General features: G+C 50.2%; 23 protein-coding genes and 1 other annotated feature. Of the genes, 5 read left to right on the top strand and 18 right to left on the bottom strand.

Going from position 1 to position 26,774, the window contains the following annotated elements:
- Positions 1 to 76: 76 nt before the first annotated feature.
- A complete protein-coding gene (locus IC804_RS13930) occupies positions 77 to 1,726 on the bottom strand; it encodes a peptide ABC transporter substrate-binding protein (RefSeq protein ID WP_029761526.1) in 1,650 nt (549 codons plus the stop codon).
- A gap of 403 nt (positions 1,727 to 2,129) precedes the next feature.
- On the opposite strand from IC804_RS13930, the gene IC804_RS13925 reads away from it, so the two are divergent.
- Positions 2,130 to 2,504, top strand: coding sequence for a DUF3899 domain-containing protein (locus IC804_RS13925; protein WP_008878977.1), 375 nt, complete (start codon positions 2,130 to 2,132; stop codon positions 2,502 to 2,504).
- 46 nt (positions 2,505 to 2,550) lie between these two features.
- Positions 2,551 to 2,783, top strand: a binding site (T-box leader).
- 49 nt (positions 2,784 to 2,832) lie between these two features.
- Positions 2,833 to 3,819 (top strand): tryptophan--tRNA ligase, encoded by a 987-nt coding sequence (trpS, locus tag IC804_RS13920; protein WP_011886937.1) that lies wholly within the window; start codon positions 2,833 to 2,835, stop codon positions 3,817 to 3,819.
- A gap of 58 nt (positions 3,820 to 3,877) precedes the next feature.
- Here trpS and IC804_RS13915 read toward each other — a convergent pair whose 3' ends face one another.
- The 5 genes from IC804_RS13915 to IC804_RS13895 all read right to left on the bottom strand — a co-directional run bounded on the left by IC804_RS13915 (position 3,878) and on the right by IC804_RS13895 (position 8,184).
- Positions 3,878 to 4,618 (bottom strand): YjbA family protein, encoded by a 741-nt coding sequence (locus IC804_RS13915; protein WP_008878979.1) that lies wholly within the window; start codon positions 4,616 to 4,618, stop codon positions 3,878 to 3,880.
- An 85-nt stretch (positions 4,619 to 4,703) separates the two neighbouring features.
- Positions 4,704 to 4,910, bottom strand: a complete 207-nt coding sequence (locus tag IC804_RS13910; RefSeq protein WP_008878980.1) for a YuzI family membrane protein — start codon at positions 4,908 to 4,910, stop codon at positions 4,704 to 4,706.
- 98 nt (positions 4,911 to 5,008) lie between these two features.
- The gene (locus IC804_RS13905) at positions 5,009 to 5,800 is read right to left on the bottom strand and encodes a DUF2268 domain-containing putative Zn-dependent protease (RefSeq protein ID WP_011886936.1); all 792 of its coding nucleotides are present in this window, start codon (positions 5,798 to 5,800) and stop codon (positions 5,009 to 5,011) included.
- Between the two features lie 175 nt (positions 5,801 to 5,975).
- Entirely contained in the window at positions 5,976 to 7,214 is a 1,239-nt protein-coding gene (fabF, locus tag IC804_RS13900; protein ID WP_011886935.1) for a beta-ketoacyl-ACP synthase II, read from the bottom strand.
- A gap of 37 nt (positions 7,215 to 7,251) precedes the next feature.
- Positions 7,252 to 8,184, bottom strand: coding sequence for a beta-ketoacyl-ACP synthase III (locus IC804_RS13895; RefSeq protein ID WP_008878983.1), 933 nt, complete (start codon positions 8,182 to 8,184; stop codon positions 7,252 to 7,254).
- A gap of 281 nt (positions 8,185 to 8,465) precedes the next feature.
- On the opposite strand from IC804_RS13895, the gene IC804_RS13890 reads away from it, so the two are divergent.
- A complete protein-coding gene (locus IC804_RS13890; protein WP_008878984.1) occupies positions 8,466 to 8,714 on the top strand; it encodes a hypothetical protein in 249 nt (82 codons plus the stop codon).
- 35 nt (positions 8,715 to 8,749) lie between these two features.
- On the opposite strand, the gene IC804_RS13885 is transcribed toward IC804_RS13890, so the two are convergent.
- Positions 8,750 to 9,490: an alpha/beta fold hydrolase gene (locus tag IC804_RS13885; RefSeq protein WP_008878985.1), complete on the bottom strand. Its 741-nt coding sequence runs from the start codon at positions 9,488 to 9,490 to the stop codon at positions 8,750 to 8,752.
- A 134-nt stretch (positions 9,491 to 9,624) separates the two neighbouring features.
- Between IC804_RS13885 and IC804_RS13880 the strand changes: the two genes are divergently transcribed.
- Positions 9,625 to 9,810, top strand: a complete 186-nt coding sequence (locus IC804_RS13880) for a YjzD family protein (RefSeq protein ID WP_008878986.1) — start codon at positions 9,625 to 9,627, stop codon at positions 9,808 to 9,810.
- Positions 9,811 to 9,892: 82 nt separating this feature from the next.
- Here the strand turns inward: IC804_RS13880 and IC804_RS13875 are convergent, their stop codons facing one another.
- The 11 genes from IC804_RS13875 to argC all read right to left on the bottom strand — a co-directional run bounded on the left by IC804_RS13875 (position 9,893) and on the right by argC (position 25,389).
- Positions 9,893 to 12,013, bottom strand: a complete 2,121-nt coding sequence (locus IC804_RS13875) for an MMPL family transporter (protein ID WP_081157050.1) — start codon at positions 12,011 to 12,013, stop codon at positions 9,893 to 9,895.
- A gap of 89 nt (positions 12,014 to 12,102) precedes the next feature.
- The gene (locus IC804_RS13870; RefSeq protein ID WP_008878990.1) at positions 12,103 to 12,675 is read right to left on the bottom strand and encodes a TetR/AcrR family transcriptional regulator; all 573 of its coding nucleotides are present in this window, start codon (positions 12,673 to 12,675) and stop codon (positions 12,103 to 12,105) included.
- A gap of 177 nt (positions 12,676 to 12,852) precedes the next feature.
- Complete coding sequence (clpB, locus tag IC804_RS13865; RefSeq protein ID WP_011886932.1) at positions 12,853 to 15,438, bottom strand: ATP-dependent chaperone ClpB; 2,586 nt, start codon at positions 15,436 to 15,438, stop codon at positions 12,853 to 12,855.
- A 106-nt stretch (positions 15,439 to 15,544) separates the two neighbouring features.
- Positions 15,545 to 15,724, bottom strand: coding sequence for a YjzC family protein (locus tag IC804_RS13860; RefSeq protein WP_008878992.1), 180 nt, complete (start codon positions 15,722 to 15,724; stop codon positions 15,545 to 15,547).
- A gap of 213 nt (positions 15,725 to 15,937) precedes the next feature.
- Entirely contained in the window at positions 15,938 to 16,876 is a 939-nt protein-coding gene (gene argF, locus IC804_RS13855; protein WP_008878993.1) for an ornithine carbamoyltransferase, read from the bottom strand.
- Positions 16,873 to 20,001, bottom strand: a complete 3,129-nt coding sequence (locus IC804_RS13850) for a carbamoyl-phosphate synthase (glutamine-hydrolyzing) large subunit (protein ID WP_011886931.1) — start codon at positions 19,999 to 20,001, stop codon at positions 16,873 to 16,875. The genes argF and IC804_RS13850 overlap by 4 nt, the downstream gene beginning before the upstream one ends.
- A complete protein-coding gene (locus IC804_RS13845) occupies positions 19,994 to 21,058 on the bottom strand; it encodes a carbamoyl phosphate synthase small subunit (protein WP_008878995.1) in 1,065 nt (354 codons plus the stop codon). The genes IC804_RS13850 and IC804_RS13845 overlap by 8 nt, the downstream gene beginning before the upstream one ends.
- A gap of 92 nt (positions 21,059 to 21,150) precedes the next feature.
- Entirely contained in the window at positions 21,151 to 22,311 is a 1,161-nt protein-coding gene (locus IC804_RS13840) for an acetylornithine transaminase (protein ID WP_081157048.1), read from the bottom strand.
- On the bottom strand, positions 22,308 to 23,084 hold the full coding sequence (gene argB, locus IC804_RS13835; RefSeq protein ID WP_008878997.1) for an acetylglutamate kinase: 777 nt from the start codon (positions 23,082 to 23,084) through the stop codon (positions 22,308 to 22,310). Before argB ends, IC804_RS13840 begins: the two co-directional genes overlap by 4 nt.
- Positions 23,085 to 23,096: 12 nt before the next feature.
- Positions 23,097 to 24,329, bottom strand: a complete 1,233-nt coding sequence (gene argJ, locus IC804_RS13830; protein ID WP_008878998.1) for a bifunctional ornithine acetyltransferase/N-acetylglutamate synthase — start codon at positions 24,327 to 24,329, stop codon at positions 23,097 to 23,099.
- A 25-nt stretch (positions 24,330 to 24,354) separates the two neighbouring features.
- The gene (gene argC, locus IC804_RS13825; protein WP_008878999.1) at positions 24,355 to 25,389 is read right to left on the bottom strand and encodes an N-acetyl-gamma-glutamyl-phosphate reductase; all 1,035 of its coding nucleotides are present in this window, start codon (positions 25,387 to 25,389) and stop codon (positions 24,355 to 24,357) included.
- A gap of 317 nt (positions 25,390 to 25,706) precedes the next feature.
- Here argC and IC804_RS13820 point away from each other — a divergent pair, with 317 nt between their 5' ends.
- On the top strand, positions 25,707 to 26,390 hold the full coding sequence (locus tag IC804_RS13820) for a Crp/Fnr family transcriptional regulator (protein WP_008879001.1): 684 nt from the start codon (positions 25,707 to 25,709) through the stop codon (positions 26,388 to 26,390).
- Positions 26,391 to 26,774: the final 384 nt, after the last annotated feature.

Here is a 26,774-nt window from a genome sequence, read left to right as displayed (position 1 = left end):
CATTTTTCGCCTTGACAGCCAAAAAGAGAGTATATGCCCTCGCATATACTCTCCTTGGCATTCTTTAGAAAACGAATTACTCGATATAGGCCCATTTGTAGCTGTAGTCGCCGCCAAACGGGTGAGTAATGATATCTTTTACATACTCGCGTTCTAGGTAAGCGAGGCCACGCTGATAGAGCGGAGCAATCGGCATTTCTTCAAAGACGATCTTTTCTGCTTTCAGCATCGCATCCCAACGAGCTTGCAAATCGCCAAGCAACGTTGTTTTTGCATCTTTAATCAACTTGTCGTATTCAGCATTCGACCAACCCGTTTGGTTGTGCGGGTTATTTGTCGTCCACAAATCAAGGAACGTCATCGGGTCTTGATAGTCCGGACCCCAACCAGAGAATGACAAGTCAAATTGCATTTTGCTTTCGAGGTCAAGTTTTTGTTGGAACGGTTGCTGTTTAATGTTGACCGTCAAGCCCTCCAAGTTTTTCTCCAATTCTTCTTTGATGTACTCGCCAATTTTCTTCGAGCTGTCGCTGTCATAGTTTAACAGCTCAATCGTGAAATTGTCTTTGCCAAGCTCTTTTTTCGCTTGCTCCCACAGTTTTTTCGCTTCGTCCACATTGTACGACACTAAGTCACCGTTTGCATCGCGGAAGTCTTTGCCATCCGGGCCTGTAACGAAATCTTTCGGGACAGTAAAGTTCGCTACAATCGAACCGTTGTTAAGCAGCGTATCCACCATTGCTTGGCGGTCGATGGCCATCGCAATTGCTTTGCGCGCATTCACATTGTTTAACGGCTCATTTTTCGTGTTCATGCGCAGCCAGAAGAGAGATGGCTCCAATTCCGTTTTGAAGTTTTTGTCGTTTTTATACTTATCAACAAATTCAGCCGACAAACCGACACGGTCAACTTGTTTCGTTTCATACAAGTTGACAGCCGTTGCGGTGTCTTTTACGACTTTCACATTGATTTTTTCGAGCTTAACTGTATCTTTATCCCAGTAATTCGGGTTTTTCTCATATGTCCAGCCTTGCTCGTGTTTCCATTCGCTTAAGACGAACGGACCGTTGTAGAGCGTCGTGTTCGCTTCCAAACCGTACTTGTCGCCTTGAGCTGTCACGAATTTTTCGTTTTGCGGCATGAACGAACCGAATACCGTCAAGCTGACGAAATACGGAACCGGGTTTTTCAGCTCCACTTGGAGCGTGTAGTCGTCAAGCGCTTTGACACCGAGCTGGTCAACTGGCAATTTGCCGGTGTTGACTTCTTCCGCATTTTTAATGTCGTACATGATGTACGCATATTCAGACTTCGTTTTCGGATCAAGCACCCGTTTCCAAGCGAACACAAAGTCATGCGCCGTCACCGGGTCACCGTTCGACCATTTAGCATCTTTGCGAAGCTTGAACGTATACGTTTTGCCGTCTTCGCTCACCTCATGGCTTTCCGCCACCCCAGGAACCGGCTTGTTGTCTTTTCCTAAACGGTACAGACCTTCCATGACGTTGTTCAACACGATAAACGATACTTGGTCGGTAGCGAGCGCTGAGTCAAGCGACGGAATTTCTGAAGAATCAAGCAAGTTCAGCACTTGCTCCTTCTTCTCCGCCGGCTTTTCGCCGCTTTCACCGCCTTGGGCTTTGTCGTCCCCGCCCCCGCCACACGCTGCTAAGAACGTAGACAGCGCGAGAAGCAGAACGAGGAATAAAGAAAATCGCTTCTTCACTAAAAACCCCCCTTAAAACTTATGTATTTTATTACAAATCTTCTGAACTATTAGGTTTCAGAAGATTGTACCTACAAGCCTATTATACCGACTATTAATATATTTGAAAAGAATTTTTTGTTTTATTCAATAAAAAGTTTTCTAATTACTTATAAAATATAGGAATATCGACTTAATTGCATTGTACAAACTTTTGCCAACCTTGTAAATAATAAATTTCTATAGATGCTTTAGAAAACGCTTACAATATAGTTTTTTTCCTTTTTTTATCATCGCCAGAACAAATTACTCCTTTGTTTCCAAGATAGAGGTGTATTTTTTGATATAACTTTTTTAACAATCTTTTCACCTGATCGTTTTATGGTACAATAAAATCGGCAAGCAGAAAGGCGGGAGAAACGACGTGAAACAGATTGCTGTTCGAACCGGATGGCTCATTGCCGCGATGTTGCTAGCGAGCGGGCTGATCATTTCTTGGCAAGGGACGTGGACAGCAGTTGCCTTCATTAACGTGGCTTTTTTACTCTCTCTTGTTCCGCTGTCGCTCGGCGGGCTTTTGTTCGTCTACGAGCGCGGATTTTTCAGCGGATTTGCTTACGGATTTCGCCGATGGCGCAAAAGTGGAACAAAGGCGGAACAGTATCTCGAAGAGGCGGCTTCGGAACAGGAAACAGAGGAATCGCGTGGCCCGCGGCACTTTGTGGCCACCTACCCGCTGCTGTTTTCCGGTCTCTTTCTATTTCTCATCATGATCGCCGCCGGGTATGCAATCCAATAAGGTTGCAACAGCTGGTTGTTTTTCATATAATAAAGAGCAAATAGCGAGATGGGCGATGAGAAAGAAGAGTACATATGGCGATGCCTTCAGAGAGCTTGTGGGTGGTGCGAACAAGCGGCTAGCCATATGGAATGGGCTTTCGAGCTTCCCGCTGAACCAGCGATGCAGTAGGTGAGGACGTTTCCCCGCGTTACAGGGGGCCATGCGCAAAGCATGGGCTGAGCGATTGCGCATCAGGCGCAATAAGTAGGGTGGCACCACGGTCCTACCGTCCCTATTAAAGGGGGCGGTAGGCTTTTTTATTTTCTTGGTGGAGGAGTGATCGCAGATGAAAACCATTTTTTCTGGCATTCAGCCAAGCGGCGTCATTACCCTTGGCAACTACATTGGTGCGATGCGACAATTTGTCGAACTGCAGCATGAGTACAACTGCTATTTTTGCATTGTCGACCAACATGCCATTACTGTTCCGCAAAATCCGAACGAACTGCAACAAAACATTCGCCGTCTCGCTGCCTTATATTTGGCAGTCGGCATCGATCCTAAACAGGCGACGCTGTTCGTTCAATCGGAGGTGCCGGCGCACGCCCAAGCGGCTTGGATGCTGCAATGCATCGTCTATATCGGCGAACTGGAGCGGATGACGCAGTTTAAAGACAAATCAGCCGGTAAAGAGGCGGTCAGTGCCGGGTTGCTCACGTATCCACCGCTTATGGCAGCCGACATTTTGCTTTACAACACGGACATTGTCCCAGTCGGCGAAGACCAAAAGCAGCACATCGAGCTGACGCGCGATTTAGCTGAGCGCTTCAACAAACGGTACGGCGAGCTGTTCACTATCCCGGAAGCGCGCATCCCGAAAATCGGCGCCCGCATTATGTCGCTTACCGATCCGACGAAAAAAATGAGCAAATCTGACCCAAACCCGAAATCGTTTATTACGCTGCTTGACGACGCCAAAACGATTGAAAAGAAAATTAAAAGTGCTGTGACCGATTCAGAAGGAACGATTCGCTATGACAAGGAAGCGAAACCGGGCATTTCGAACTTGCTCAACATTTATTCGATTTTATCGGGTCAGCCGATTGACGAACTTGAGCGGCAATACGAAGGAAAAGGATACGGGGTCTTTAAATCCGATTTGGCCCAAGTGGTCATTGAAACGCTCCAACCGATCCAAGAGCGGTATTATCATTGGCTCGAAAGTGAAGAGCTCGACCGCGTCCTAGACGAAGGGGCGGAAAAAGCGAACCGTGTCGCCTCGGAAATGGTGCGCAAAATGGAACAAGCCATGGGGCTTGGGCGGCGTCGGTAAAAAATCAGCATAATGCAGCCATACAAAAACGGGCAGGCACGAGGCGCCTGCCCGTTTTTTAATTCACTTTCGGTTCTTGCTGTGTTTCCCAAAGCTTCTCAAAAAATGGCTGACCTTTAATCAAGTTTTCGCACAACTGCTCGTGGCGTTCCGACCAACCGTATTTTGTTTCTTCATACAACCGTTCCCATGCTTCTTCAAACGACATTTTTTGAATGTCCGAATACTTTTCCGGTGCCCACTCTGTATACCAATAGCGCACTTCCGCACTGTTTTTCGTTGAATACAGCTGATCGAGCGCCATAAACAGCAATTGTTTCAGCTGCCGCTCCTTCCGCGTTAGCCCGCACATCAGTTCCGGGGCCGGTGATAAAATATGATATTCTTTTTCATACTTTGGCAACGGATATTTTTGTTCCTCTGCCTCGGCTGCCATTTCGTAAACAAGTTGCTCTTGCCGCGGAATGAGCCGACTTTTACGGATCGGAATGTGGTATCCGATCGTATCGACGGCCAAAATGCCGACCCCATCCGTCACGATGAAACAATAGTCCAGCTGGATGCGTTCATGGTTTTTGCGGATATACGCTTTTTGATAAACATCGTCTAAAAGCGGTTTCGGAAGGTCGGACAAGCTGTTTTCAATATAATGGAACAAAGCCGGGGACACTTTTAAAAGCGGTACCTGGTCAAGCAGCTCGATTTGATCGTCTTTGCGCCATTCATGGAAATGGCAGACGTTGTATCCATTCTCCTCGCCTTCAAACCAGTTCACCCAAATGTCATGCAAGTAAAGCATGTAATACCCCTCACTTCCAGACGTGTTTGTCCATCAGTATAGGCAGAGGGGCAGAATTTTATTCCATTTCGCCCTCTTTTCCCCTCTATGAGCTACGGCCTGGAAACGACAAACTTCCCCACATCAAAAGCAAACCAAGCGGCAATAAATAACATTCTGCTCTTGTCGCGATATAAACCATATAGTCACTGAAGCCTCGTTCCGGGGTAATAATGTTTAAATACGCGATAATAACCATACCGCCCACGACCGAAAAACCGAAACCGACCAAATAAAAAAACAGGCGGACCATCGGGCTTCCCTTCCTTCTTGTCCACTTCCTTGCTCTACATATATGTCGGCCTGGTGGACAACATGACTGTTCGTTTGCCGCCCCGATGGACAACCTGTTTATTTGATGATGTCAAAACCAGCTAAAGCAACGATTTGTTTCGCCTCCATCGCCATCAGTTTCGTCAATGAATGCCCCCGCCCAAGGCAGCGCTGAACGATGGCGTGTCCCACCGCATAGCCGCCCATTTTCGGATACCAACCAATCCCGTACAAAATCCGGGTGCTAAGTGGATGCGAAACGGCCACGTCTTGGTTTGGAGCGATGTAGCGGCGCCAAAATCGCTCTAACTCCCAATCTGTATAGTACGCCGTCCAGCTTGCGCACTTCTCGGCACCGACCGTCTCAGCAACCGCATGTTCTGCCAGCCCTTCCATAATCACGGCATCCAACAGCGTCGCTTCTTTGCCGCCATCCGGCAGTTTTTGCAGTCGGCAGACATGATTGTATTCGTGCGCTACGAGCGCAGCAATCTCGTCGTCACGATGATCGGACAGCAAAAAGAAAAACAGCTTATCGGCAAATGCCACGCCGCCTTTTCCGTGAAACTCACGCGCAAGTTTCGGGTTCTCATCATCCGCCGGCAGCAAAAACACCGGAACGTCCGGTCCGTCCCATGCCGCGCGCTGCCGGTCATATTGGCGGCCGACCCGCTCCCATAGACGCTGTGCCTTCATGTCCGGCAAAAGCCGAACGGCTTGCCGAGCACTTCGATACATGCCATACAGACGCAAATATTGATGAATATCACGCGCTGACGCATCCCCAAAAAACGGAACCAACCGTGCGCATAGCCGAAGCGGATCCCCCTGGTCTTGTTCGAGCCACCGGTCAGTTGGGAACAGTCCCATCGTCTCTCCTCCCCTCCCTCTTACATTATGTTGGAGAAGAAAAGACGGTGAACAAAGGCGGAAACAGAGCGGGATGCGCCAATCAAAAAAGAGCCTCGCTTTGAACGAACTGCCGCTCGTTAGTTATGCCTAACGGGGGCAGCTTCGTTCAACCGAAGGCTCTCATTTCCGTTCGTCACACATATTTTTTGAAAATCAATGTCGCGTTATGGCCGCCAAATCCAAATGAGTTGCTTAAGACTGCGCGCACTTCTTGCTTGCGTGCTTCATTCGGCACATAGTCAAGATCGCATTCCGGATCTGGCGTTTCGTAGTTGATCGTCGGCGGAATGATACCATCGCGAATCGTCAACACCGAGAAAATAGCTTCCACCGCACCGGTCGCCCCAAGCAAGTGGCCGGTCATCGACTTCGTTGAGCTGACGGCGAGCTTATACGCATGATCACCGAACACTTCTTTAATGGCAAACGTCTCATACTTATCATTGTACTCTGTGCTTGTGCCGTGGGCATTAATATAGTCGATCTCCTCCGGCTGCAAGCCAGCGTCATGGAGCGCTTGGCGCATCGCCCGCACGCCCCCTTCACCGCCCGGCGCCGGCGCCGTAATATGGTAAGCATCTCCGGTGGCGCCGTAGCCAACAATTTCGGCATAAATCGGCGCTCCGCGACGCAACGCGTGCTCCAACTCTTCAAGAACGATGATGCCTGCTCCTTCGCCCATGACAAATCCGTCACGGTTTTTATCAAACGGGCGGCTTGCCGTTTTCGGATCTGGATTCGTCGAGAGCGCTGTGTTCGCACAAAAGCCGGCAAACGACATTGTCGTAATCGGCGCTTCGGCTCCGCCAGTGATCATCACGTCGGCATCACCGCGCTGAATGACTTTAAACGCGTCGCCGATCGAATTGGCTCCAGTCGCGCAAGCAGTGACTGTGCACGAATTGATTCCCTTTGCCCCGAGAATGATCGACACTTGTCCAGCCGCCATATCCGGAATCATCATCGGCACGAAAAACGGGCTCACCCGACGGTAGCCGCGTTTCTGGAAAGTTTCAAACTGTTGCTCAAACGTCTCCATCCCGCCGATACCAGATCCGATCCAGACACCGACTCGTTCAGCGTTTTGTTCATTGATTTCCAGATTGGCGTCTTTCACCGCCATAAGCGCTGCGGCCACGGCGTATTGTGTAAAACGATCCATCTTCCGTGCCTCGCGGCGATCCATAAACACCGTCGGGTCAAAATCTTTGACTTCCGCCGCCACTTTCGCTGGAAAATCGTCGGGATTGACACGAGTGACAATATCGATGCCAGACTGACCGGCAATGATGTTTTTCCATGTTGTTTCGACGTCATTGCCGAGTGGGGTGACAGCCCCCATCCCGGTCACGACAACTCGTCTTTTTTCCATCGCTTCGTCTCTCCTTTTTCCGATAATCTAAAAGTTGTTAGCGGCCCCAGCGCAAGGCGATCGCACCCCACGTCAGCCCGCCGCCGAATCCAACCATGACGATGACATCATCATCTTTAATTTTCCCCGCTTCAAATTCCTCAGCGAGTGAAATTGGAATGGACGCGGCTGACGTATTGCCGTATCGGCGAATCGTTGTTGACATTTTCTCTTCCGGCAGCTCGAGCCTCTGTCTGGCTGCCTCCATAATGCGAATGTTCGCCTGGTGGGGAATCAGAAAGTCAACATCATTTTTCGATAGGCCAGCTTTTTCGAGCACATTCAAGCTTGACTCTCCCATTTGCCGGACAGCGAACTTAAACACTTCACGGCCGTTCATGATGATATATTCGTCTTGATATAAATGTTTTCCTCCCGTTCCGTCAGCGCCTAATTCAAAGGATAAAATGCCGCGTCCGGGTGACACCGGCCCCATGACGACCGCCCCGGCGCCATCGCCAAACAGCACTGCCGTATTCCGGTCGGTCCAGTCAATAATTTTTGATAGTTTTTCCGCGCCTACTACCAATATATACTTGTATGCACCATTGTCAATGAATTGGCTCGCCGTCACGACCCCATACATAAACCCGGCGCAGGCAGCGCTAATGTCCAACGCTGCAGCGTTGACAGCACCGAGGCGCTCTTGCAACATGCACGCAACAGACGGGAACGGGCGGTCCGGAGTAACGGTAGCTACCAAAATCAAATCAATGTCTTTCGCGGAAATGCCCGCGTGAGCGAGCGCCTTCTCAGCAGCAAAATACGCCATGTCAGATGTATCCATCTCATCTGGAGCGATGCGCCGTTCTTCAATCCCCGTGCGCGTTCGAATCCATTCATCTGATGTGTCCATCATTTTTTCCAAGTCAGCGTTTGTCAACACCTTTTCCGGTGCATAGTAACCAACGCCGATAATTCCTGCTCCCATGCTACTCATCTCCTTTTTCCTTGCAAAATAACCGAAAATCCTTTTGAATACAGCGTAATTCCCAATATACAATCAATCCACATAACCAATTATTATTACTTGGTACTAATTTTATCGGAAAGAGCGCATGTGCGCAATAGAAAAGCGGAGATCCCCTTGAAAGAAAAGCAAAGAGAATTCAGGCGCTTCTCTGTACTTAAAGGCATTTGTCCAAACCGTTTTTCATTTCCGCTCATACAATACAATGACAAGTAAAGATGGTACGAAAGGGAGGACGCTACATGGCGAACAATCCAACACCAGAACAGCATCGCGAGCCGCATGATCGCTTCTCTCGCCTCATGTTCGGCCCGTTCCCCCCACGCCAAACCGACCGGCGGGAAGAGCGGGAGGAGACAGATCCGCTCCCGCTGCCAAACATTGATTTTATGAAACTGTTTGAAAATGTCAGCGTGCTGACGGACTCTTTGCAACAGTTAAAACCGCTTGTCAAAAAGATCTCTTCACTCGTCGATTTCATAAAAAAATAGCAGACGCAACCAAGCGATGCGTCTGCCTTCGTTGTTTACGGGAGCTCATTGTACTGGCGAAAAAATTGTCCGATTTGCGCTGCCAGCTGGCGCCGCCTTTCCAGTAAATGATAAACGACGCGCACTCGATCGTTCATCGTTTTCATCCATTGTTCGTATTTGCGGCTGTGCAGTGCGGACGGATATTCGCTCACACCGGCGAGCTGCCAAATCGTCACCGGAACATCATGAGGGCTGAGAAAAAGGGACGGAACAGCCTCCGGCACCTCTTCTTCCTTCATGCCATAGGCAAGCGCGATTTCTTTCACCATCCGTCGATACATCAACGAATGTTCCTGCGCATAGCTGAGCTGCGCACGTACATCAAGGCAAGGGTTGATCATGGCGACGGCGCGGATTTGCCTTGGCATGGCGCCAAGCAGCTGCGAGGCGACAAGTGCGCCCATTCCTTCGGCAACGATATAAATGCGCTTGTTGACAATTTCGCTTTTCAGTACTGAGTAGATAAGCTGACGCGCCAGCCGGACTGCTTTTGGGCTTCCCCAATGCCGGCCGTACAAATGAGAGTAAAACACCGTATACCCACGTTCAAGCCACTCCTCCAGCCACTGGCGCCGCCCCGGATGCTCGAGCCAAAAACTCGTCTGTTCGTTCACGAAATGATCGCCGTCCCCCATTAAAAAAAGGGCAAACCCGTTCGGGCGCTCCGGCACGTGAACGATGCACCATTGCCCATCAAGTTGGAAAAACCGTTGTTGTCCTGCCATCGTTTCCATTCACCCTTGTTTGGCGATACATAATTGTACAGTATACGATATGCCCGACGAAAAAAAACGTCCGGGTATATGCCTAAATGAACAAATTGTGATAAGATAAGGGAAGAAATGATGCGAAGATAGGAGGAAACAAGATGCGCCTGTTTTGGACATTTTTCTGGACGTTTTTGCTCGTGCAAATGGCGACCTATGTTATGGGCTCGATGCAAGGCATTAGCTATGATTTTACGACCGGCGCGATCATCAGTGTCGTCGCTACGATTTTGATCGTTGTAGTAGCAGCCTTGATTCCGGACGAGCCAGCCGGGCACCATCATTAATCTAGAAAACCTTTGATCAATAACAACGCCTTGGAGCTGTTAAAACTCCAAGGCGTTGTTTTTATGTCCGTTCTTTTGTACATTATTCGTTGCCCGTTTGAACGTTTCGCTGCCGTCCGTTCTCTATCCAGACAATAAGCCCGGGCAGCAGCATCCCGCGAATAAGAAACGTATCAAGTAAAATACCGATGGCCACGAGGAAACCGAACACAAACAACAGTTGTACAGGCTGAGTCATCAACACGGCAAACGTCGCCGCCAAAATGAGGCCAGCGGAAGAAATGACGCCGCCAGTATGGGCTACCGCTCGTTCGACCGCCCCGTTGACGGAATGAGTTCTCCACTCTTCTTGGAAGCGCGACACGAGTATAATATTGTAGTCAATACCAAGCGCCACTAAAAACACAAACGCATAAATCGGCACACGGTCGCTGACAGTTTTGATATCAAACAACAAATCCGTCAACCAAATGCCAAGACCAAGTGCCGCCGCGAACGAAACGAGAATCGTTCCGATCATATACAGCGATCGTTTTACGGACTTTGTCAACCCAATGAGCAGAAGGAAAATAAGAAGTGTCTCCAACGTGACAATGACAACCATATCGCGGTTGTTTACGACCCGCTCATCCACTTTCGCTGCCGTCTCTCCGGCGAAATAAAGTCGTCCATCAAGCCCGCTTTGTTTGATGATCGTTTCCTTCCGATCGATGATCCGGTCTAACGCATCAATCGTTTTGACATCGTATGGGTTTTCCCGAAATGTAAGTGTAAACGAGACCACACGTCCATCATCCGCTGTGCCGGCCGGACGCACCTCACTGACAAGCGGCTGTTTCTCGAGTTGTTCCTGCAACTCTTTCATTTGTTGTGGCGTCAAGGCATTTTTCCCCTCAAACAAGACCGTTGTTGGCGCCAACTCTCCTTTAGCAAAATGCTTCTCGAGCAATTCGTATCCTTGGCGCGACGGCATATCTTCCGGGAATGATTTGATTAGATCATACTCATAGCGCAATGCTGACGTATGAGCAGCCATCACCACAAGGAGCAAGCTGATGAGAGCCACGGTCAGACGCGGCTTGCGAACGACAAACCGACCAACTTTTTCCCAAAATGTCCGCATTCCTTTCTCTTTGGCATCACCGACACGCGGAATGTTCGGCCAAAACGCTTTACGTCCGAACAACGTGAACAAAGCCGGGATCAGCGTGACCGAAGCAATCATGATGATGGCCATCGTGAGAGCAAACGTCGGGGCAAAATTTCGATAATCCCCTAGCTTGGCGAAAAACAACACGAGCATCGCTGCCAATACGGTGCCCCCTGAAAACAGGACAGGCAGCCCGGTCTCGCGCATCGCCTGCTTCATCGCCTCCCACTTGTTCTCGTACCGTTTCAGCTCCTCCCGGTAGCGGGAAAAGATAAACAATGAGTAATCCGTAATCGCAGCGAACAGCAAAATGGACATAATCGAAACCGTTTGGTTGGAGATGACAAGTCCTCCTCGCCCTAACAGCCCGAGCAGCTGCACGACTACTTCATACACAAACGCAGCGACAACAAGCGGAATGAGCGCCAATAGTGGTGAGCGGTAAATGATGATCAGCAGCACTAGAATCAGTCCAACTGTTGAGAGCATGAGCACAACATCGGCGCGCGAAAACAATTCCAGCGTATCCGCCGCGATGCCAGCCGGACCAGTAATATAAAGCTTTACATCGCTTTCGCTATGGACGAGTTTCTGAATATCGTCATTGATCGTGCGAATTTCTTTCGATTCCAATGAAGACTGATAAATCGCTGGAACAACCGCGATTTTCCCATCTTCAGCAAAAAACCGTGCTGCGGCTTGCGGTGGGAGGGAAGCAATTGGAACAAGCTGTTCAAGTGCTTCTTGGTGGTTTTTCTCAATATCGGCCAACAAACGCTGCAATTCTTCTGTTGAAATCGGCTCGTCATCAGAACGAAAAACAAAAATCGCAGGGATGCCGTCGCTATTCGCAAAGTATTGATCGATTTTCTTTTGCGCCACCATCGACTGTACATCTTCCGGCAGTGATTCAATGCTCGATACTTCATAATCTTTTACACTCGGCGCCGCAACGGCCAACACAACAGTGACAATAAACCATACGACTAGTGTCCACCACATTCCTTTTTTCGTCGTTACCCGGTCTGTCACCGTCTGCAACCATCGATTCATTACTCATCCTCCATTTCGTTTGATCAACAAAAGTGACAAACTTGTCACTTTAAATACAACTTAATGATAATGGGAAAGTGACATAACTGTCAATTTCTATTCATGACCCCGTACATAATGATCTCCCTAATGCTTTCCACCCATTCAGCAAGAGAGATGCCGGGAAAATGAGGAACAGAGACTGACTGAAAAATATAACCAAGAATTACTTGGTTCGGAAGGTGCGGCTTTATTTTCCCTTCCTGTTTTCCCCGTTTGATTAAATGCTCTAGCTCTTCATACATTCTCTTGTGAAACTGGGCGAGACGCTGTTTATTTTCCTGCACTTTTGGATGGTTTTCTGGAATTCGTTTTCCAATCGAAATCATTTCATGAAGATCATTATGATATAAGATGAAATCGAGCAGAAAACGAAATTGCTCATCAAAGGTAGGATACACATGTATATGTTCTAATTTTATGAACACTTCTTCCATTTCATTTACCATATATGTAGTAATCAATTCCTCTTTGTTCTCAAAATATTTATAAATTGCACTCCGCGCCACTCCAAGCCTTTCAGCCAGCAAGCCAAACGTAAATCCTTCATATCCGTGTTCAAGGAGAAGTTGTTTCGTTTGGGCAAACAGCTCATTCAGCGAAATTTTTCGTTCCCGCGCCAACCAAGCACTCTCCTTTCTTTTTTCTTTTCATTATACCCTTGACGATCGGTGAAAGAAAAGAAAGGTGCCCCGAACACTATATCGGGACACCTTTTGGACCGCCGCACCATTTTTCGTTGCCGTCAAAAGAAACCATCTCTCCCGTCAGTGATATAGCCCCTTCGCCTAAAAACGTTTTTACGCGGACGGACGGATCACAAGCTGGCCGTTTTCGACATCGACCGTGACAGTGCTGTAATCTTTCACCCGCCCGGCGATCAACTCTTTGGCAAGCGGGGTTTCAATCTGCTTTTGCATAAACCGCTTCAAGGGGCGGGCGCCGTATACCGGATCAAAGCCGGCTTCGGCGATATGCTGTTTCGCTTCTTCCGTCAGCACGAGCTCAATATGCCGATCGGCCAAACGACGCGACAACTCGCGGGCAAACTTAGCGACGATGCCTTTGACCTCATTCGTTGACAGCGGCTTAAACAAGACGACATCATCGATCCGGTTTAAAAACTCGGGGCGGAAATGGGCGCGCAGTTGATCAAGCACCTGTTTCCGTGTCTCTTCTTCGATTTCGCCGTTGCGGCTTTCTAATAAGAGCGGCGAGCCGATGTTAGACGTCATAATGACGACCGTGTTTTTAAAATCGACGGTCCGTCCTTGCGAGTCAGTGAGCCGTCCATCATCCAACAGCTGCAGCAAAAGATTAAACACGTCCGGGTGCGCTTTTTCGATTTCATCAAGCAGCAAAACGGAATATGGCTTGCGCCGCACCGCCTCTGTCAGCTGACCGCCTTCCTCGTAGCCGACATAACCAGGCGGCGCCCCGATCAGGCGGGAAACGGCATGCTTTTCCATATACTCGGACATGTCAAGACGAATTAGCTGCTCTTCGCTGTCAAACAGCGCTTCGGCGAGCGTTTTGGCGAGCTCTGTTTTGCCGACACCGGTCGGGCCGAGAAAAAGAAACGAACCGATCGGGCGATTCGGGTCTTTAATGCCCGCTCTCGCCCGCAAGACGGCATCAGCGACAAGTTCGACCGCCTCGTCTTGGCCGATGACCCGCTCGTGCAGCAATTCATGGAGACGGAGCAGCTTCTCTCTTTCCCCTTCCACAAGGCGGGTGAGTGGAATGCCGGTCCAACGTGAAACAATTTCGGCGATTTCTTCTTCCGTCACTTCCTCGCGCAACAGCTTTCCTTCTCCTTGGCCGCTTGCTTCCTGCTCGAGCTGCTTCAGTTGTTTCTCAAGCTGCGGGATGCGTCCATGGCGCAATTCGGCCGCTTTGTTTAAATCGTAGTCGTTTTCTGCTTCTTCAAGCTCGCGCTTGGCCCGTTCGAGCTCCTCGCGCACGCGGCGGACACGATCGAGCGTCTCTTTTTCTTGTTGCCATTTTGCTTTCATGGCGTTCGCTCTCTCGCGCAAGTTAGCAAGTTCATTTTGCAGCGCCTCAAGCCGTGTCCGACTTGCCTCATCTGTTTCTTTGCTTAAGGCAGCCTCTTCGATTTCAAGCTGCATGACGCGGCGCATCACCTCATCGAGCTCGGACGGCATCGATTCCATTTCCGTGCGGATCGTTGCGCACGCTTCATCGACCAAATCAATCGCTTTATCAGGCAAAAAGCGGTCGGAAATGTAACGGTCAGACAATACTGCGGCCGCGACGAGCGCACGGTCGTGAATTTTCACGCCATGGTGCACTTCGTACCGTTCTTTTAATCCACGCAAAATCGAAATCGTATCTTCAACGCTCGGCTCTTCGACGAGCACTTGCTGGAAACGGCGCTCGAGCGCTGGGTCTTTTTCAATATATTGTCGATATTCATCCAGCGTCGTTGCCCCGATGCAGCGCAGTTCGCCGCGGGCGAGCATCGGCTTCAACATATTGCCGGCGTCGATCGCCCCTTCTGCCTTACCGGCACCAACAATCGTATGTAGCTCATCAATAAACAAAATGATACGGCCATCGCTTTTTTTGATTTCGTTCAGTACCGCCTTCAGCCGCTCCTCAAATTCGCCGCGAAACTTCGCCCCGGCAACAAGCGCGCTCATATCAAGCGCGAAAATCGTTTTGTCTTTCAGCCCTTCCGGAACGTCTTTGCGGACGATGCGCTGGGCGAGCCCTTCAACAATGGCCGTTTTCCCAACGCCCGGTTCGCCGATCAGCACTGGATTGTTTTTCGTTTTCCGTGACAAAATGCGAATCACGCGACGAATTTCACTGTCACGGCCAATCACCGGGTCGATTTTTCCCGCCTTCACTTCGGCGACTAAATCGCGCCCATATTTTGTCAACGCCTCATACGTCGCTTCCGGATGCGGACTTGTCACGCGTTGATTCCCCCTTACTTTTGTCAATGCTGTCAACAGCGCTTCACGTGTCAACCCAAACGACGCCAGACGCCGGGCGATATGCTCAGCACCGGACGGCAAAGCGAGCAGCACATGCTCAACCGACACGTATTCATCTTGCATTCGTTTCGCTTCGGCTTCTGCTTCGTCAAGCAGCCGCGCCAACGCCGGGGCAATGTATAGCTGCCCCTCCGTCCCGTGCACTTCCGGCTTATGACGAAGCTGCTCGTTTAGAAAACCGACTACCTTGTTCCGATCGGCACCGGAAAGTTCCAACAGCCGCGGCGCCAAGCCACCTTCTTGTTCAAGCAGCGCGCTCAGAAGATGCTCAACATCAAGCTGTTGATGATGGCGTTCTTTGGCGAGCGACTGCGCCGCCATGAGCGCTTCTTGCAGTTTTTCTGTCAAACGGCTTGCGTCCATGCCGTTCCCTCCATTTGACCTTCTTTGACTATAAATCATTATAGCGGATTGCACGGCGCACGGCAAATCAAAAGCCACTCCAAAACGGAATGGCTTTTTTCGCACATTAAGGTTTGCGCAAATATGTCCAATGCCGGTTATGATTCGACGTTTCCGGGAACGTATCGCCGGCTTTTAGTTTCAGCTTTTTCGGATTTTTTACATTGTCACCTGTTTCGCCGATTTCAATGTAAACACCGTTGTTCGGCGCTTTATCCCCAGGTTTAAAATGGCGCGGTTGGCCCATTTGTTTCATCCCCCTTGCTTCGATTGCATTTGTTATCATTCCCCGTTGCGCCACGATTCATAAGAAGGAAAATGATGGCTTGTTAGCCGGGAGACAGCAAGCACAGTGGGTTGCTTCGCCTGTAATCGTTCCATTACCTCCGAAAATCATCAGTTGCGCCGCCCCGAATAAAAAAGATGTCCCGCCACACTTGGCAGGACATCGTTCTTTCCATTATAAAACCGACACTAAAATCGCTTTTTGTGCGTGAAGGCGATTGCCAGCCTGTTCAAAGACCATCGAATTCGGACCGTCCATGACACCGGCCGTCACTTCCTCGCCGCGATGGGCTGGTAAGCAATGCAAAAATATATAGTCCGGTTTCGCTGCTTTAACGAGCGCTTCATTTACTTGATATGGCTGAAATACTTGCAGCCGCTCATCGCTCTCACTCTCCTGTCCCATGCTCGTCCAGACGTCCGTATAAATCGCATCCGCTCCCGCCACCGCCTCGAGCGGGTCGTGCGTCACTGTGACCGCCGCGCCTGTTTTTTCCCCGATTTGGCGCGCCGCTTCTACATAAGCTGCCTTCGGCTCATAACCCGGTGGACAAGCGATGGCCACATCCATGCCGACTTTCGCCGCAGCCGCCAAGAGTGCGTTGGCAACATTGTTGCCATCCCCGACATAAGCGAGCTTGATACCTTGGAACGTTTTCTTCACTTCATAAATCGTCAGCAAATCCGCCAGTGCCTGGCACGGATGATCGTCGTCCGTCAAGCCATTGATGACCGGAATCGATGCGTATTCGGCCAACTCTTCGACTTTTTGGTGGGCAAATGTCCGGATCATAATGACATCGACGTATTGCGACAGGACGCGAGCCGTATCGGCGATCGTTTCACCGCGACCGAGCTGCAAGTCGTTGCTGTTTAAATAAAGCGCACTGCCGCCAAGTTGAATCATGCCGACTTCAAACGATACGCGCGTGCGCGTCGATGGTTTTTCAAAAATCATCGCCATCGTTTTGCCGGCAAGCGGCGTATACGGCATGCCGGCTTTTTGCTTTGCTTTTAGGTCGCCTGCTAACGCCAGCAAGTCAAAAATCTCTTCTGTAGAAAAATCAAGAAGCGTTAAAAAGTCTCTCCCTTTTAATGACATCACTGTATTCATGCGATCACCGCCTGTTCTGCCTGTTTTTTCTTTTTAATCCAACCGCTGATCGGCTGTACATCGAGCTGACCTACAGTGAGCGCCTGTAAAAAGAGATCGAGCGTTTCACGCTCCGTGAAGACGAGTAATTGTTGGGACAACGCAGCCATCCGTTTCGGCGCCTCGCCTTCCTCCTTGCGCAAGTCGATCACTGCCAGCGCTCCGTCGCGTTTCACCCAGTCGGCAAATGAAACATCCGTAACGATATTCAGCTGTTTCGTTTCAATCTCCGCCGCCAGCTCCGCGTCGATGTCGCCGATAACATATAGCTCATTCGCATTCGCTTTCTTTTGCAAATAGGCATAAAACGCCTTGTACGCTGCTTCTTCTTTCGTCATGGCAATGCTGATGCCTTCTCCGGTTGACTTCATCTCCGGCCCAACCGTTGGGTCAACTCCTGGCAGCTTGTAAGTTGAAAAGACCGGATATTTCAAGACGACGTATGGCATAACCGTCAATCCGCTCATTTTTCCGCCTGGAATGTCGACAAGTGATTTCCCAAGCAATAACTTTGTCGCAATTTGCGCAAGCGGCACGCCAGTCGTTTTACTGACGATCGGCACTGTCCGGCTGGCGCGTGGATTCACTTCAAGCACATATACGTTTCCGTCAGCAATAACGTATTGAATATTCATGATTCCTTTAAAACCAAGCTTTTTGGCGATCCGCCTCGCATAGTCGACGATGTTGGCTCTTTCTTCCTCGGTGAGCGTCTGCGCCGGCAGCCAAGCGTAGCTGTCACCGGAATGAACGCCGGCTTTTTCGACATGTTCGATAATCGTCGGAAGCAAAATGTCCGTCCCGTCTGTCACGATATCCGCTTCCGCCTCTTTTCCGTCCAAATACGCATCGATCAAAATCGGGTATGTCAACTCACCTTGTTCGATCAATGCGGCGAGCTGCGCCTCGCTCCGGATGATAAACATGCCGCGACCGCCGATCACATAAGATGGACGAAGCAGCACCGGGTAACCGATCTCCGCCGCTTTGGCTACGAGCTCTTCAGCATCGTTCGCCATCAGACCGGGCACATGCGGAATGTCGAGCTCTTCAAGCAGCTGGTAAAAGCGGTCGCGATCTTCAAGCTGATCGATGATATCGTAGGTGACACCAAGCAGCCGTACCCCTGCTTCTTCGAGTCCTTTCACTAAATTGATCGCCGTCTGACCGCCGAATTGAACGATCACATGTTGGATTTGTTCCGCTTCAATGACATCGAGGACACTCTCTAATGTCAACGGCTCAAAATACAAGCGGTCGGCAATGGCAAAATCGGTCGACACCGTTTCCGGGTTGTTGTTGATCATGATCGTCTCATAGCCTTCCTTTTGCAAAGCGAACACGCTATGGACGGAGCTGTAATCGAACTCAATCCCTTGGCCAATACGAATCGGCCCCGCGCCGATGATCAGCACTTTTTCTTTGCCACTTGCTTGTTTTCGCTCATCTTCGCCGAAATACGCGGAATAATAATAATCCGTTTCCGAATGGAACTCGGCTGCGCACGTATCGACCATTTTGTATGATGGCACGATGCCAAGTTCTTTCCGCTTGTTGCGCACCTCAAGCTCGGTTACGCTCCACGTTTCGGCCAAAAAAGCATCGCTTGCCCCTTTTTCTTTTAAGAAACGGAACATCGTTTCATCGATCGTATCGAGCGTAACGGCTGCCGCCTGCTTTTCGAGCGCAACGAGCCGTTCAAATGTACAAAGGAAGAAACGGTCAATTTTCGTCCACTCATGAATGGTTTCGACCGTCACACCGCGACGAAGCAGTTCTAAAATGGCGAAAAAGCGGCGGTCGTCTTTATTGACGAGCAGCTGTTTTAGTTCGTCATTCGTTTTTGCCGAAAGTTCCGACAAAAACAATCCATTATTTTTGCCCTCAAGCGACTGAACCGCTTTTTGGAACGCCCGTTCCATATTGCGATCGATCGCCATTACTTCTCCGGTGGCTTTCATCTGCGTGCCGAGCTTCCGGTCGGCATGCGGAAACTTGTCAAACGGCAGGCGCGGAAACTTGACAACGACATAATCCAATGCGGGCTCAAAACTGGCGTACGTTGTTTTCGTCACCGGGTTGATGAGCTCGGCGAGCGTATAGCCAACAGCCAGCTTGGCTGCGATGCGAGCAATCGGGTAGCCGGTCGCTTTTGACGCAAGCGCCGACGAACGGCTGACGCGCGGATTCACCTCGATTAAGTAATATTGTTTGCTATTTGGATCAAGGGCGAACTGAATGTTGCAGCCGCCGATGATACCTAACGCTGAAATGATTTTCACTGCTGAAGAGCGGAGCATTTGGTACTCTTCGTCCGTCAGCGTCTGCGACGGCGCGACGACGATCGAGTCGCCCGTATGGACACCGACCGGATCGACGTTTTCCATATTGCAAACCGTAATGCACGTATTTGACTGATCTCGCATCACTTCATATTCAATTTCTTTAAATCCAGCGACGCTCCGCTCAATTAAACATTGCCGGATCGGGCTTTCCGCTAGCCCTTTTTCTACCAATGCAATAAACTGCTTCATATTCTCTGCGATGCCGCCGCCCGTCCCGCCGAGCGTATACGCGGGACGAATAATGATCGGAAAACCGATTTGTTCAGCAAACGCGACCGCTTCTTTGACGTTTGTCACAATTTCGCTTTCCGGCACTGGTTCGCCAAGCTCATGCATCAACGCGCGGAACGCTTCGCGGTCTTCTCCGCGCTTGATCGCTTCAATCGGTGTTCCGAGCAGTCTCACCCCGTATTTTTCGAGCACCCCGGCTTCATACAGTTGAAACGCCAAGTTGAGCCCGGTCTGGCCTCCAAACGTCGCCAGCAGCCCGTCCGGACGCTCTTTGGCGATGATCGCTTCGATCGCGTCGACGGTGAGCGGCTCAAAATACACAGCATCAGCATGGACGTCATCGGTCATGATCGTCGCCGGATTGTTGTTCACTAAAATGACACGGTATCCTTCTTCCTTTAAGGCGATGCATGCCTGCGTCCCAGAATAGTCAAACTCAGCGGCCTGGCCGATGACGATCGGCCCCGACCCAATCAGGAGAATCGACTGAAGCGAGGAATCTTTAGGCATATACTTTCTCTCCCTTTGCGACGGTTTGCAAAAATTCATCGAAAATATAGCCGGTATCTTGCGGCCCCGGATGAGCTTCCGGATGATACTGCACCGACAAAATTGGTTTATCGCGATGGATCATGCCTTCCACTGAGCCATCGTTGATGTTGATGAAACGAATGGCAAACGGCTTGCCCTCAAGGCTTTTCTCTTTGACGACATAACTATGGTTTTGCGACGTGATCATCACTTTTTGTTTTACAGCATCCCACACTGGCTGGTTGGCGCCGCGGTGCCCGAAGCGAAGCTTTTCCGTATCCGCCCCGTACGCCAAGGCAACAAGCTGATGGCCGAGGCAAATGGCTAAAGTTGGATACCGGTCGATAAGCTGGCGAATGGCTGGAAGCCGAACGCTTAGCTGTTTCGGATCTCCGGGGCCGTTTGAGAGGACAAGGCCATCCGGTTTAAGCGCATCGATCGCTTCCGGCGCCGTATCGTGCGGCACGACGGTTACTTGGCAGCCGCGTGATACGAGCGACTGTAAAATCGATTTTTTATAACCGAAATCGATTAGCACGATATGCGGTCCGCCTTGGCCGTACGTCTCCATCTTTTTCGTCGACACGGCGCACACAGGAAATGTTGTCTCTTCATCCATCACCGCTGGGATGGGCGACGAGCTTAGTTCTGCCATCATCGTTCCTTCCATGCGAATTTCTTTGACAAGGGCGCGCGTATCAACGTGAGTAAGCAGCGGAATGTTCCAGTGCCGCAAATATTCAGCCAAGCTGTATTTCACTCCATAATGAAACCCTTCGTTGCTCGCCTCATAGACGACGGCCGCTGCCACATGCGGGCGTTTGCTTTCAAAATCTTCATCATTGATGCCGTAATTGCCGATCAGTGGGTACGTAAAGACGATGATTTGATTTTTATACGACGGGTCGGTCAGCACTTCCTGATACCCAGTCATACCGGTAAAAAAAACGATCTCCCCGCTCACCTTTTTTTCAAGCGGGGTGGCAAGCTTACCGCTGAACGTTTTTCCACTGGCCAGATGCAAATACGCTTTCATTAGCGCCACCTCATCGTTTAATTTTTATAACCGTTAGAGAATTTTTATGCAAAAACAAGAATAAAAATGAAGCCGTCAACTGCCTGATTTGATTACAAGACAGCCGAGGCGTTGGCATTCTTCAATGTTGCCGTTAAAATATCCACTGCTTGATCGATTTCGTCTTTCGTCACGACAAGCGGTGGCAACAGTCGGATCACCTTCGGTCCGGCCGGCAAAACGAGCAAGCGGCTTTCATGAATCAAAGGCAACAGTGGAGCGATTTCCGTTTGACATTCCACCCCAACAAGCAGTCCGAGTCCGCGCACGTCCTTGACAATTTCAAGCGGGGAGAGCGCCTCGTTTAACCGCCCAAGCAAGTAGCTTCCTTTTTCTTGAACCTCTTGTAAAAATGCCGAATCGAACACGACTTCAAGTGTCGCCTTGGCGGCGGCCATCGCGATCGGGTTGCCGCCAAACGTCGACCCGTGCACTCCAGGGCCGAATGAATCTTTTAAAAACGCCTTGCCGATCATTGCACCGACCGGAATGCCGCTGCCCAGTCCTTTGGCGACCGTCATAATATCCGGCTCAATGCCAAAATGTTGATACGCAAACGGCTTCCCGGTCCGACCGATGCCGGTTTGTACTTCGTCAATGATCAAGAGCGCACCGTATTTTTGACATAGCTCGGCAGCTGTTTGCAAAAACACTGGATCAATCGGGCGGACACCACCTTCTCCTTGAACGATCTCGAGCATCACTGCCGCGATCTCATCGTTCATCGCTTTCTCGAGCGCGCTCGCATCGTTAAACGTCAAGTGTATAAATTCCGGCAATAATGGACCAAATCCGCTATGCACTTTCTCTTGCCCGGTCGCGGCCATCGTCGCAAACGTTCGGCCGTGAAACGACTGATGAAATGTGATGACTTTATGCCTTCCCGTATGTTTGCGTGCCAGTTTCAACGCCGCTTCGTTCGCCTCGGCTCCGCTGTTGCAGAAAAAGACGTAATTGCCGGCGCTGTGGGCAACAAGCTGGGAGGCGACTTCTTCTTGAATCGGAATCGTAAACAAGTTTGATACGTGCCAATATTGGTTCAGCTGCTCTTCAATTGCTTTCTTGACGTGCGGATGACGATGGCCGAGGTTACAAACAGCAATGCCAGACACGAAATCGAGATATTGTTTTCCATTGACATCAGTCACAACCGTCCCTTCTGCCGATTGAACAGAAATTTTCCAACGGTTGTAGGTTGGAAACAGTGCGCTCATAAATATGCCCCCACTTCTTTACGGATTGTTGTCCCGTGCCATGTTCCTTGCTCATAAAACGGCGTTTTGCCGCTGACAATCATCACTTTCGGCAACGCATCGGATAAGGCGGAGAGCGCCGCTTTCACTTTCGGGATCATCCCGCCGGTGATGACACCGTCTTTGAGCAGCTGCTCGACCGTTTCCGCTGTTGCTTCCCCGATGAGCGTCCCGTCTTGCAAAAGGCCGGGCACGTTCGTCACAAACGCGAGCTGATTGGCGCCGATGGCTGCCGCGATCGCCCCTGCTGCCGTGTCCGCATTAATGTTGTACGTTTGTCCGCTCCGACCAACGCCAAGCGGTGAAATGACCGGTATGTAGTTTGCGGCAAGTAGCGTTTGCAGCAAATCGACGCGAACAGCTGTGACGCGGCCGACGTAGCCAAGCTTAATCCCGTCAATCGGTTCCGCTTCAAGCAGCCCTCCGTCTACCCCTGAAATGCCCACTGCCGGTAAACCGTGCTGTTTGAACATCGTGACGAGCTGCTTGTTCACTTTACCGGACAGCACCATTTCCACAACGGCAAGCACCTCTTTCGTCGTTTTGCGCAAACCATTGACAAATTCGCTTCGCACGTTCAACTGTTTCAGCATCTTTCCAATCTCCGGCCCGCCACCGTGGACGATGACGACATTCATCCCTTGTTCGCGCATCGTTTTCACGCTGGCAAAAAAAGCGGGAGATAGCTCATCAAGCACGCTGCCGCCGCATTTGATCACGACCGTGTTCTCCATTTTCCTCTCCCCTTATGTCCGGTAACTGGCGTTAATTTTCACGTAATCATATGTTAAGTCGCAGCCCCATGCAATGCCAAAGCCCTCACCTAAATGAAGGTCGACATCAATGACGATCATGTCGTTTTGCAAGTAGGCGACCGCTTCCTCTTCCGAAAAAGGCTGCGGCTCGCTCCCTTTTAACATCACGATCGGCCCGATGGCAACATCGACATTTGCAGGATCAACATCAGCATCAGCATAACCGATCGCGCCGATGATCCGCCCCCAATTGGCATCCGCACCGTAGACAGCTGTTTTTACCAAATTGGACCCGACGATTTGCTTAGCGATTTTTTTCGCCTCATCATCCGTTTTCGCTCCGTGAACGCGCACTTCAATGAGCTTCGTTGCCCCTTCGCCGTCTTTGGCAATTTGTTTCGCCAAATCTTCGCACGTTTTCCGCAGCGCTTCGTAAAAGTTTTCCCAGTCCGGGTGGTCCGGCGTCAGCTCATCGTTTCCGGCCAAACCGCTCGCCATGACAACAACCATATCGTTCGTCGACGTATCGCCGTCGACTGTAATTTGGTTAAACGAGACATCGGTAATCGAACGCAGCGCCGCCTGCAGCACTGGCGACGAAATGTTGGCGTCGGTCGTAATGAACGCGAGCATCGTCGCCATGTTCGGGTGAATCATCCCCGATCCTTTCGCTGCCCCACCAACGATAACCGTTTTGCCATCGACCTTCGTTTCATAGCACGCGTGTTTCATCACCGTATCGGTCGTTAAAATCGCTGTTTGAAATGCTTCAGCGTTCGCTATCATCGCTCCGGGAGCGAGCTTTTCGATGCCGGCACGGATTTTTTCCATCGGCAAGTGTTCACCGATCACACCGGTCGATGCTACCGCCACATAGTGCGGAGCGAAGCCAAACTGTTTCGCACATAAGTCGCGCATCTCATACGCATCGCGAAGGCCCTGTTCACCGGTGCAGGCGTTCGCGCACGAGCTGTTGACGATAACCGCCCGCAATTTTTGCTCAACCGCAAGGCTTGCTTGCGTCACTTTCAGCGGTGCAGCTTGAAAATGGCTTTGTGTATACACAGCGGCAGCCGAAGCTGGCACGTCGCAAACGATCACCCCTATATCTTTTTTGGAATGATGCAACCCGGCATGCACCCCAGCCGCCTGAAACCCTTTCGGCGTGACGACCGTTCCACCAGCAAGCGCCGTCACTTGCGCCGTTTGTTTCGTTACCGTCATCGTTTCGTTCCCCCTTCCCTCACGCTCACGGATAAGTCGGCAGGAAGCATAGGCCCTCGACCTCATCCCATCCCATCATCAGATTGAAATTTTGCACTGCCTGCCCAGCAGCGCCTTTCATTAAGTTATCGATCACTGACACGACCGTCACCCGTCCTGTCCGCTCATCATAAGCGAGGCCAATATCGCAATAGTTGGAGCCGTACACTTCTTTCGTCGCCGGGAACTGTCCTGGCTGGCGAATGCGGACAAACGATGCATCTTCATAACTTGTTTTATATAAATCTATTAAGTCGTTCAGCGAAAACGGCTGCTTCACCTTCGCGTATATCGTCGACATAATGCCCCTTGTCATTGGAATCAAGTGGGTGCTGAACGTAATCGGCTTCATCGCTCCGTTCCACGTTCCAAGCATTTGCTCAATTTCTGGAATATGTTGGTGGGCATTCACTTTATAAATTTTCACGTTTTCGTTTACTTCCGAAAAATGCGTCCCAAGCCCGGCTTTTCGCCCCGCACCGGATACACCCGACTTGGCGTCAACGATAATCGAGTCCTCTTCAATGAGTCTTTCTTTTACAAGCGGTGCTAAACCAAGCAACGTCGCCGTCGGATAACAGCCTGGATTCGATAGAAGCTCGGCCTCGCGCACCGCATCCCGGTTCCACTCTGTCAATCCGTACACCGCCCGCTTTAAATACGCAGCCGGCGCCGCCTCACGCCCGTACCATCGCTCGTATACCGCTCCATCCTTCAAGCGAAAATCTCCCGACAAATCAATCACTTTCACTCCGCGGTCAACAAGCGCTGGCGCCCACTCTCCCGATACTCCGGGCGGCGTAGCGAAAAAAACCGCGTCATACTTGGCAAGCGCTTCGATATCAAGTTTATGCAATACCGCCCCGTCAACCGCCCCGACGTGCGGGAAGCTTTCCGATAAATGCACCCCATCTTGTGACGACGAGTAGACGTCACAGCGATCAACGTGCGGGTGAGCTTGCAACAGGCGGAACAGCTCTGCACCGCTGTATCCTGTCGCCCCAATAATCGCCACCTTCATCCCGTCCACCTACCTGTATGCTTCATGTAGTTCTCATTATAATACTGCATAAAAATAAAATCAAATGTATATTTAATAATTTTTGAAGATTTTTTCTCTCCTTTGTTCGCTAAACGGTGAAACAATGAAAACAGAAGCAATCGCGAAATCATACTTTTCCATCTATGCTCTTTCTCCGCTCAGACGCCCAATTTGTCACAAACGGTTCCGAGAATGTTCAACAATTTTTCAATCTTTCCACTGTCCTTATATTGACTTCCCTTTTTCTTACTGTAAAATTTTTTATAACGGTATATGATATAGAAGGTTGTGATGGGATGGAACATGTATCTGTAGAACTGCGGGAGTTACTTTCGGCGATTTACCGCACGATTCCGGTCAAAAAAGGAATGTACTTGTTCCAAGAAGGGGAAAAAGCAGATGAGCTTTACTATATTCAATCAGGCAAAATTCAAATTAGCAAAACGAACATGGATGGACAGGAGCTGACGTTGCGCATTTGCAGCCAAGGGGATTTGATCGGCGAACTGACGCTCTTTTGTCCCGGCGCCCGCTATATGCTGACGGCGAAAGCGCTCGAAGACAGCGTCGTTTCCGCTATTCCGCGCGAGGTGATTGAAAAAGAGCTCTCTGACAATCCGAAGTTGGCGATCGAGTTTATGAAATGGATGAGCCTCCACTTCCGCAAAACACAGACGAAATTCCGCGATCTCATTTTGCACGGCAAAAAAGGAGCGCTTTATTCGACGCTCATCCGTTTGTGCAACAGCTATGGCGTCATGAAGGAAGATGGCATTTTGATCGACATTCCGCTCACCAACCAAGAGCTCGCCAACTTTTGCGGCACCGCCCGCGAGGTTGTCAACCGCATGCTCGGTGACTTGCGGAAAAAAGGCGTCATCTCCGTGCAAAAAGGAAAAATTCGTGTCCACAACTTGCAATACTTGCGCGATGAAATTGCCTGCGAAGGCTGTCCACCCGAACTGTGCAGCATCGACTGATGAGCGGGAGACAGCTAACAATCAAGGACTGGCTCAAAAGAACATCTCCTCCCTAACAAAACGTGACTAGAGAATCGCGAAGTCGTTCGTAGTGAGAAAGGGTGTCTCATCGCTTTTGAGACACCCTCTTTATCATGCATTTATTTCATGATGTTTGATTTTTTCCTAATCGAACAATCCTTTGAACAAACGCCCATCGTACCGCCTCAATTGCTCATGTTTTGAATGACTTCTAAGATTTTTCCCGATGCCCTTTTTTCATATATATCCAACTCAACTCTATCATCCTCTTTGATCCATTCGTATCTTCTTACCTGTTCTTTTACTGAAAAAATGATTGTTCTCACCCAATCAATGACCAGACAAGACAAAGCGTGCTGAGAG

Source organism: Geobacillus sp. 47C-IIb, from assembly GCF_014679705.1.
Classification (GTDB): domain Bacteria; phylum Bacillota; class Bacilli; order Bacillales; family Anoxybacillaceae; genus Geobacillus; species Geobacillus thermodenitrificans.
The sequence above is the reverse complement of the archived record's forward strand: the minus strand, read 5'-3'. Positions and strand labels throughout refer to the sequence as shown.

What these genes read in the sequence shown, in the direction of transcription:
- IC804_RS13845 (WP_008878995.1), bottom strand. Translation starts at nt 21,058, where the DNA reads ATGAAAGCGTATTTGCATCTGGCCAGTGGAAAAACGTTCAGCGGTAAG.
- IC804_RS13860 (WP_008878992.1), bottom strand. Translation starts at nt 15,724, where the DNA reads ATGGGCCAACCGCGCCATTTTAAACCTGGGGATAAAGCGCCGAACAAC.
- IC804_RS13875 (WP_081157050.1), bottom strand. Translation starts at nt 12,013, where the DNA reads ATGAATCGATGGTTGCAGACGGTGACAGACCGGGTAACGACGAAAAAA.
- IC804_RS13850 (WP_011886931.1), bottom strand. Translation starts at nt 20,001, where the DNA reads ATGCCTAAAGATTCCTCGCTTCAGTCGATTCTCCTGATTGGGTCGGGG.
- trpS (WP_011886937.1), top strand. Translation starts at nt 2,833, where the DNA reads ATGAAAACCATTTTTTCTGGCATTCAGCCAAGCGGCGTCATTACCCTT.
- fabF (WP_011886935.1), bottom strand. Translation starts at nt 7,214, where the DNA reads ATGGAAAAAAGACGAGTTGTCGTGACCGGGATGGGGGCTGTCACCCCA.
- IC804_RS13890 (WP_008878984.1), top strand. Translation starts at nt 8,466, where the DNA reads ATGGCGAACAATCCAACACCAGAACAGCATCGCGAGCCGCATGATCGC.
- IC804_RS13820 (WP_008879001.1), top strand. Translation starts at nt 25,707, where the DNA reads ATGGAACATGTATCTGTAGAACTGCGGGAGTTACTTTCGGCGATTTAC.
- IC804_RS13910 (WP_008878980.1), bottom strand. Translation starts at nt 4,910, where the DNA reads ATGGTCCGCCTGTTTTTTTATTTGGTCGGTTTCGGTTTTTCGGTCGTG.
- argB (WP_008878997.1), bottom strand. Translation starts at nt 23,084, where the DNA reads ATGGAGAACACGGTCGTGATCAAATGCGGCGGCAGCGTGCTTGATGAG.
- argJ (WP_008878998.1), bottom strand. Translation starts at nt 24,329, where the DNA reads ATGACGGTAACGAAACAAACGGCGCAAGTGACGGCGCTTGCTGGTGGA.
- argF (WP_008878993.1), bottom strand. Translation starts at nt 16,876, where the DNA reads ATGAATACAGTGATGTCATTAAAAGGGAGAGACTTTTTAACGCTTCTT.
- IC804_RS13895 (WP_008878983.1), bottom strand. Translation starts at nt 8,184, where the DNA reads ATGGGAGCAGGAATTATCGGCGTTGGTTACTATGCACCGGAAAAGGTG.
- IC804_RS13885 (WP_008878985.1), bottom strand. Translation starts at nt 9,490, where the DNA reads ATGGAAACGATGGCAGGACAACAACGGTTTTTCCAACTTGATGGGCAA.
- IC804_RS13915 (WP_008878979.1), bottom strand. Translation starts at nt 4,618, where the DNA reads ATGCTTTACTTGCATGACATTTGGGTGAACTGGTTTGAAGGCGAGGAG.
- clpB (WP_011886932.1), bottom strand. Translation starts at nt 15,438, where the DNA reads ATGGACGCAAGCCGTTTGACAGAAAAACTGCAAGAAGCGCTCATGGCG.
- argC (WP_008878999.1), bottom strand. Translation starts at nt 25,389, where the DNA reads ATGAAGGTGGCGATTATTGGGGCGACAGGATACAGCGGTGCAGAGCTG.
- IC804_RS13880 (WP_008878986.1), top strand. Translation starts at nt 9,625, where the DNA reads ATGCGCCTGTTTTGGACATTTTTCTGGACGTTTTTGCTCGTGCAAATG.
- IC804_RS13840 (WP_081157048.1), bottom strand. Translation starts at nt 22,311, where the DNA reads ATGAGCGCACTGTTTCCAACCTACAACCGTTGGAAAATTTCTGTTCAA.
- IC804_RS13905 (WP_011886936.1), bottom strand. Translation starts at nt 5,800, where the DNA reads ATGGGACTGTTCCCAACTGACCGGTGGCTCGAACAAGACCAGGGGGAT.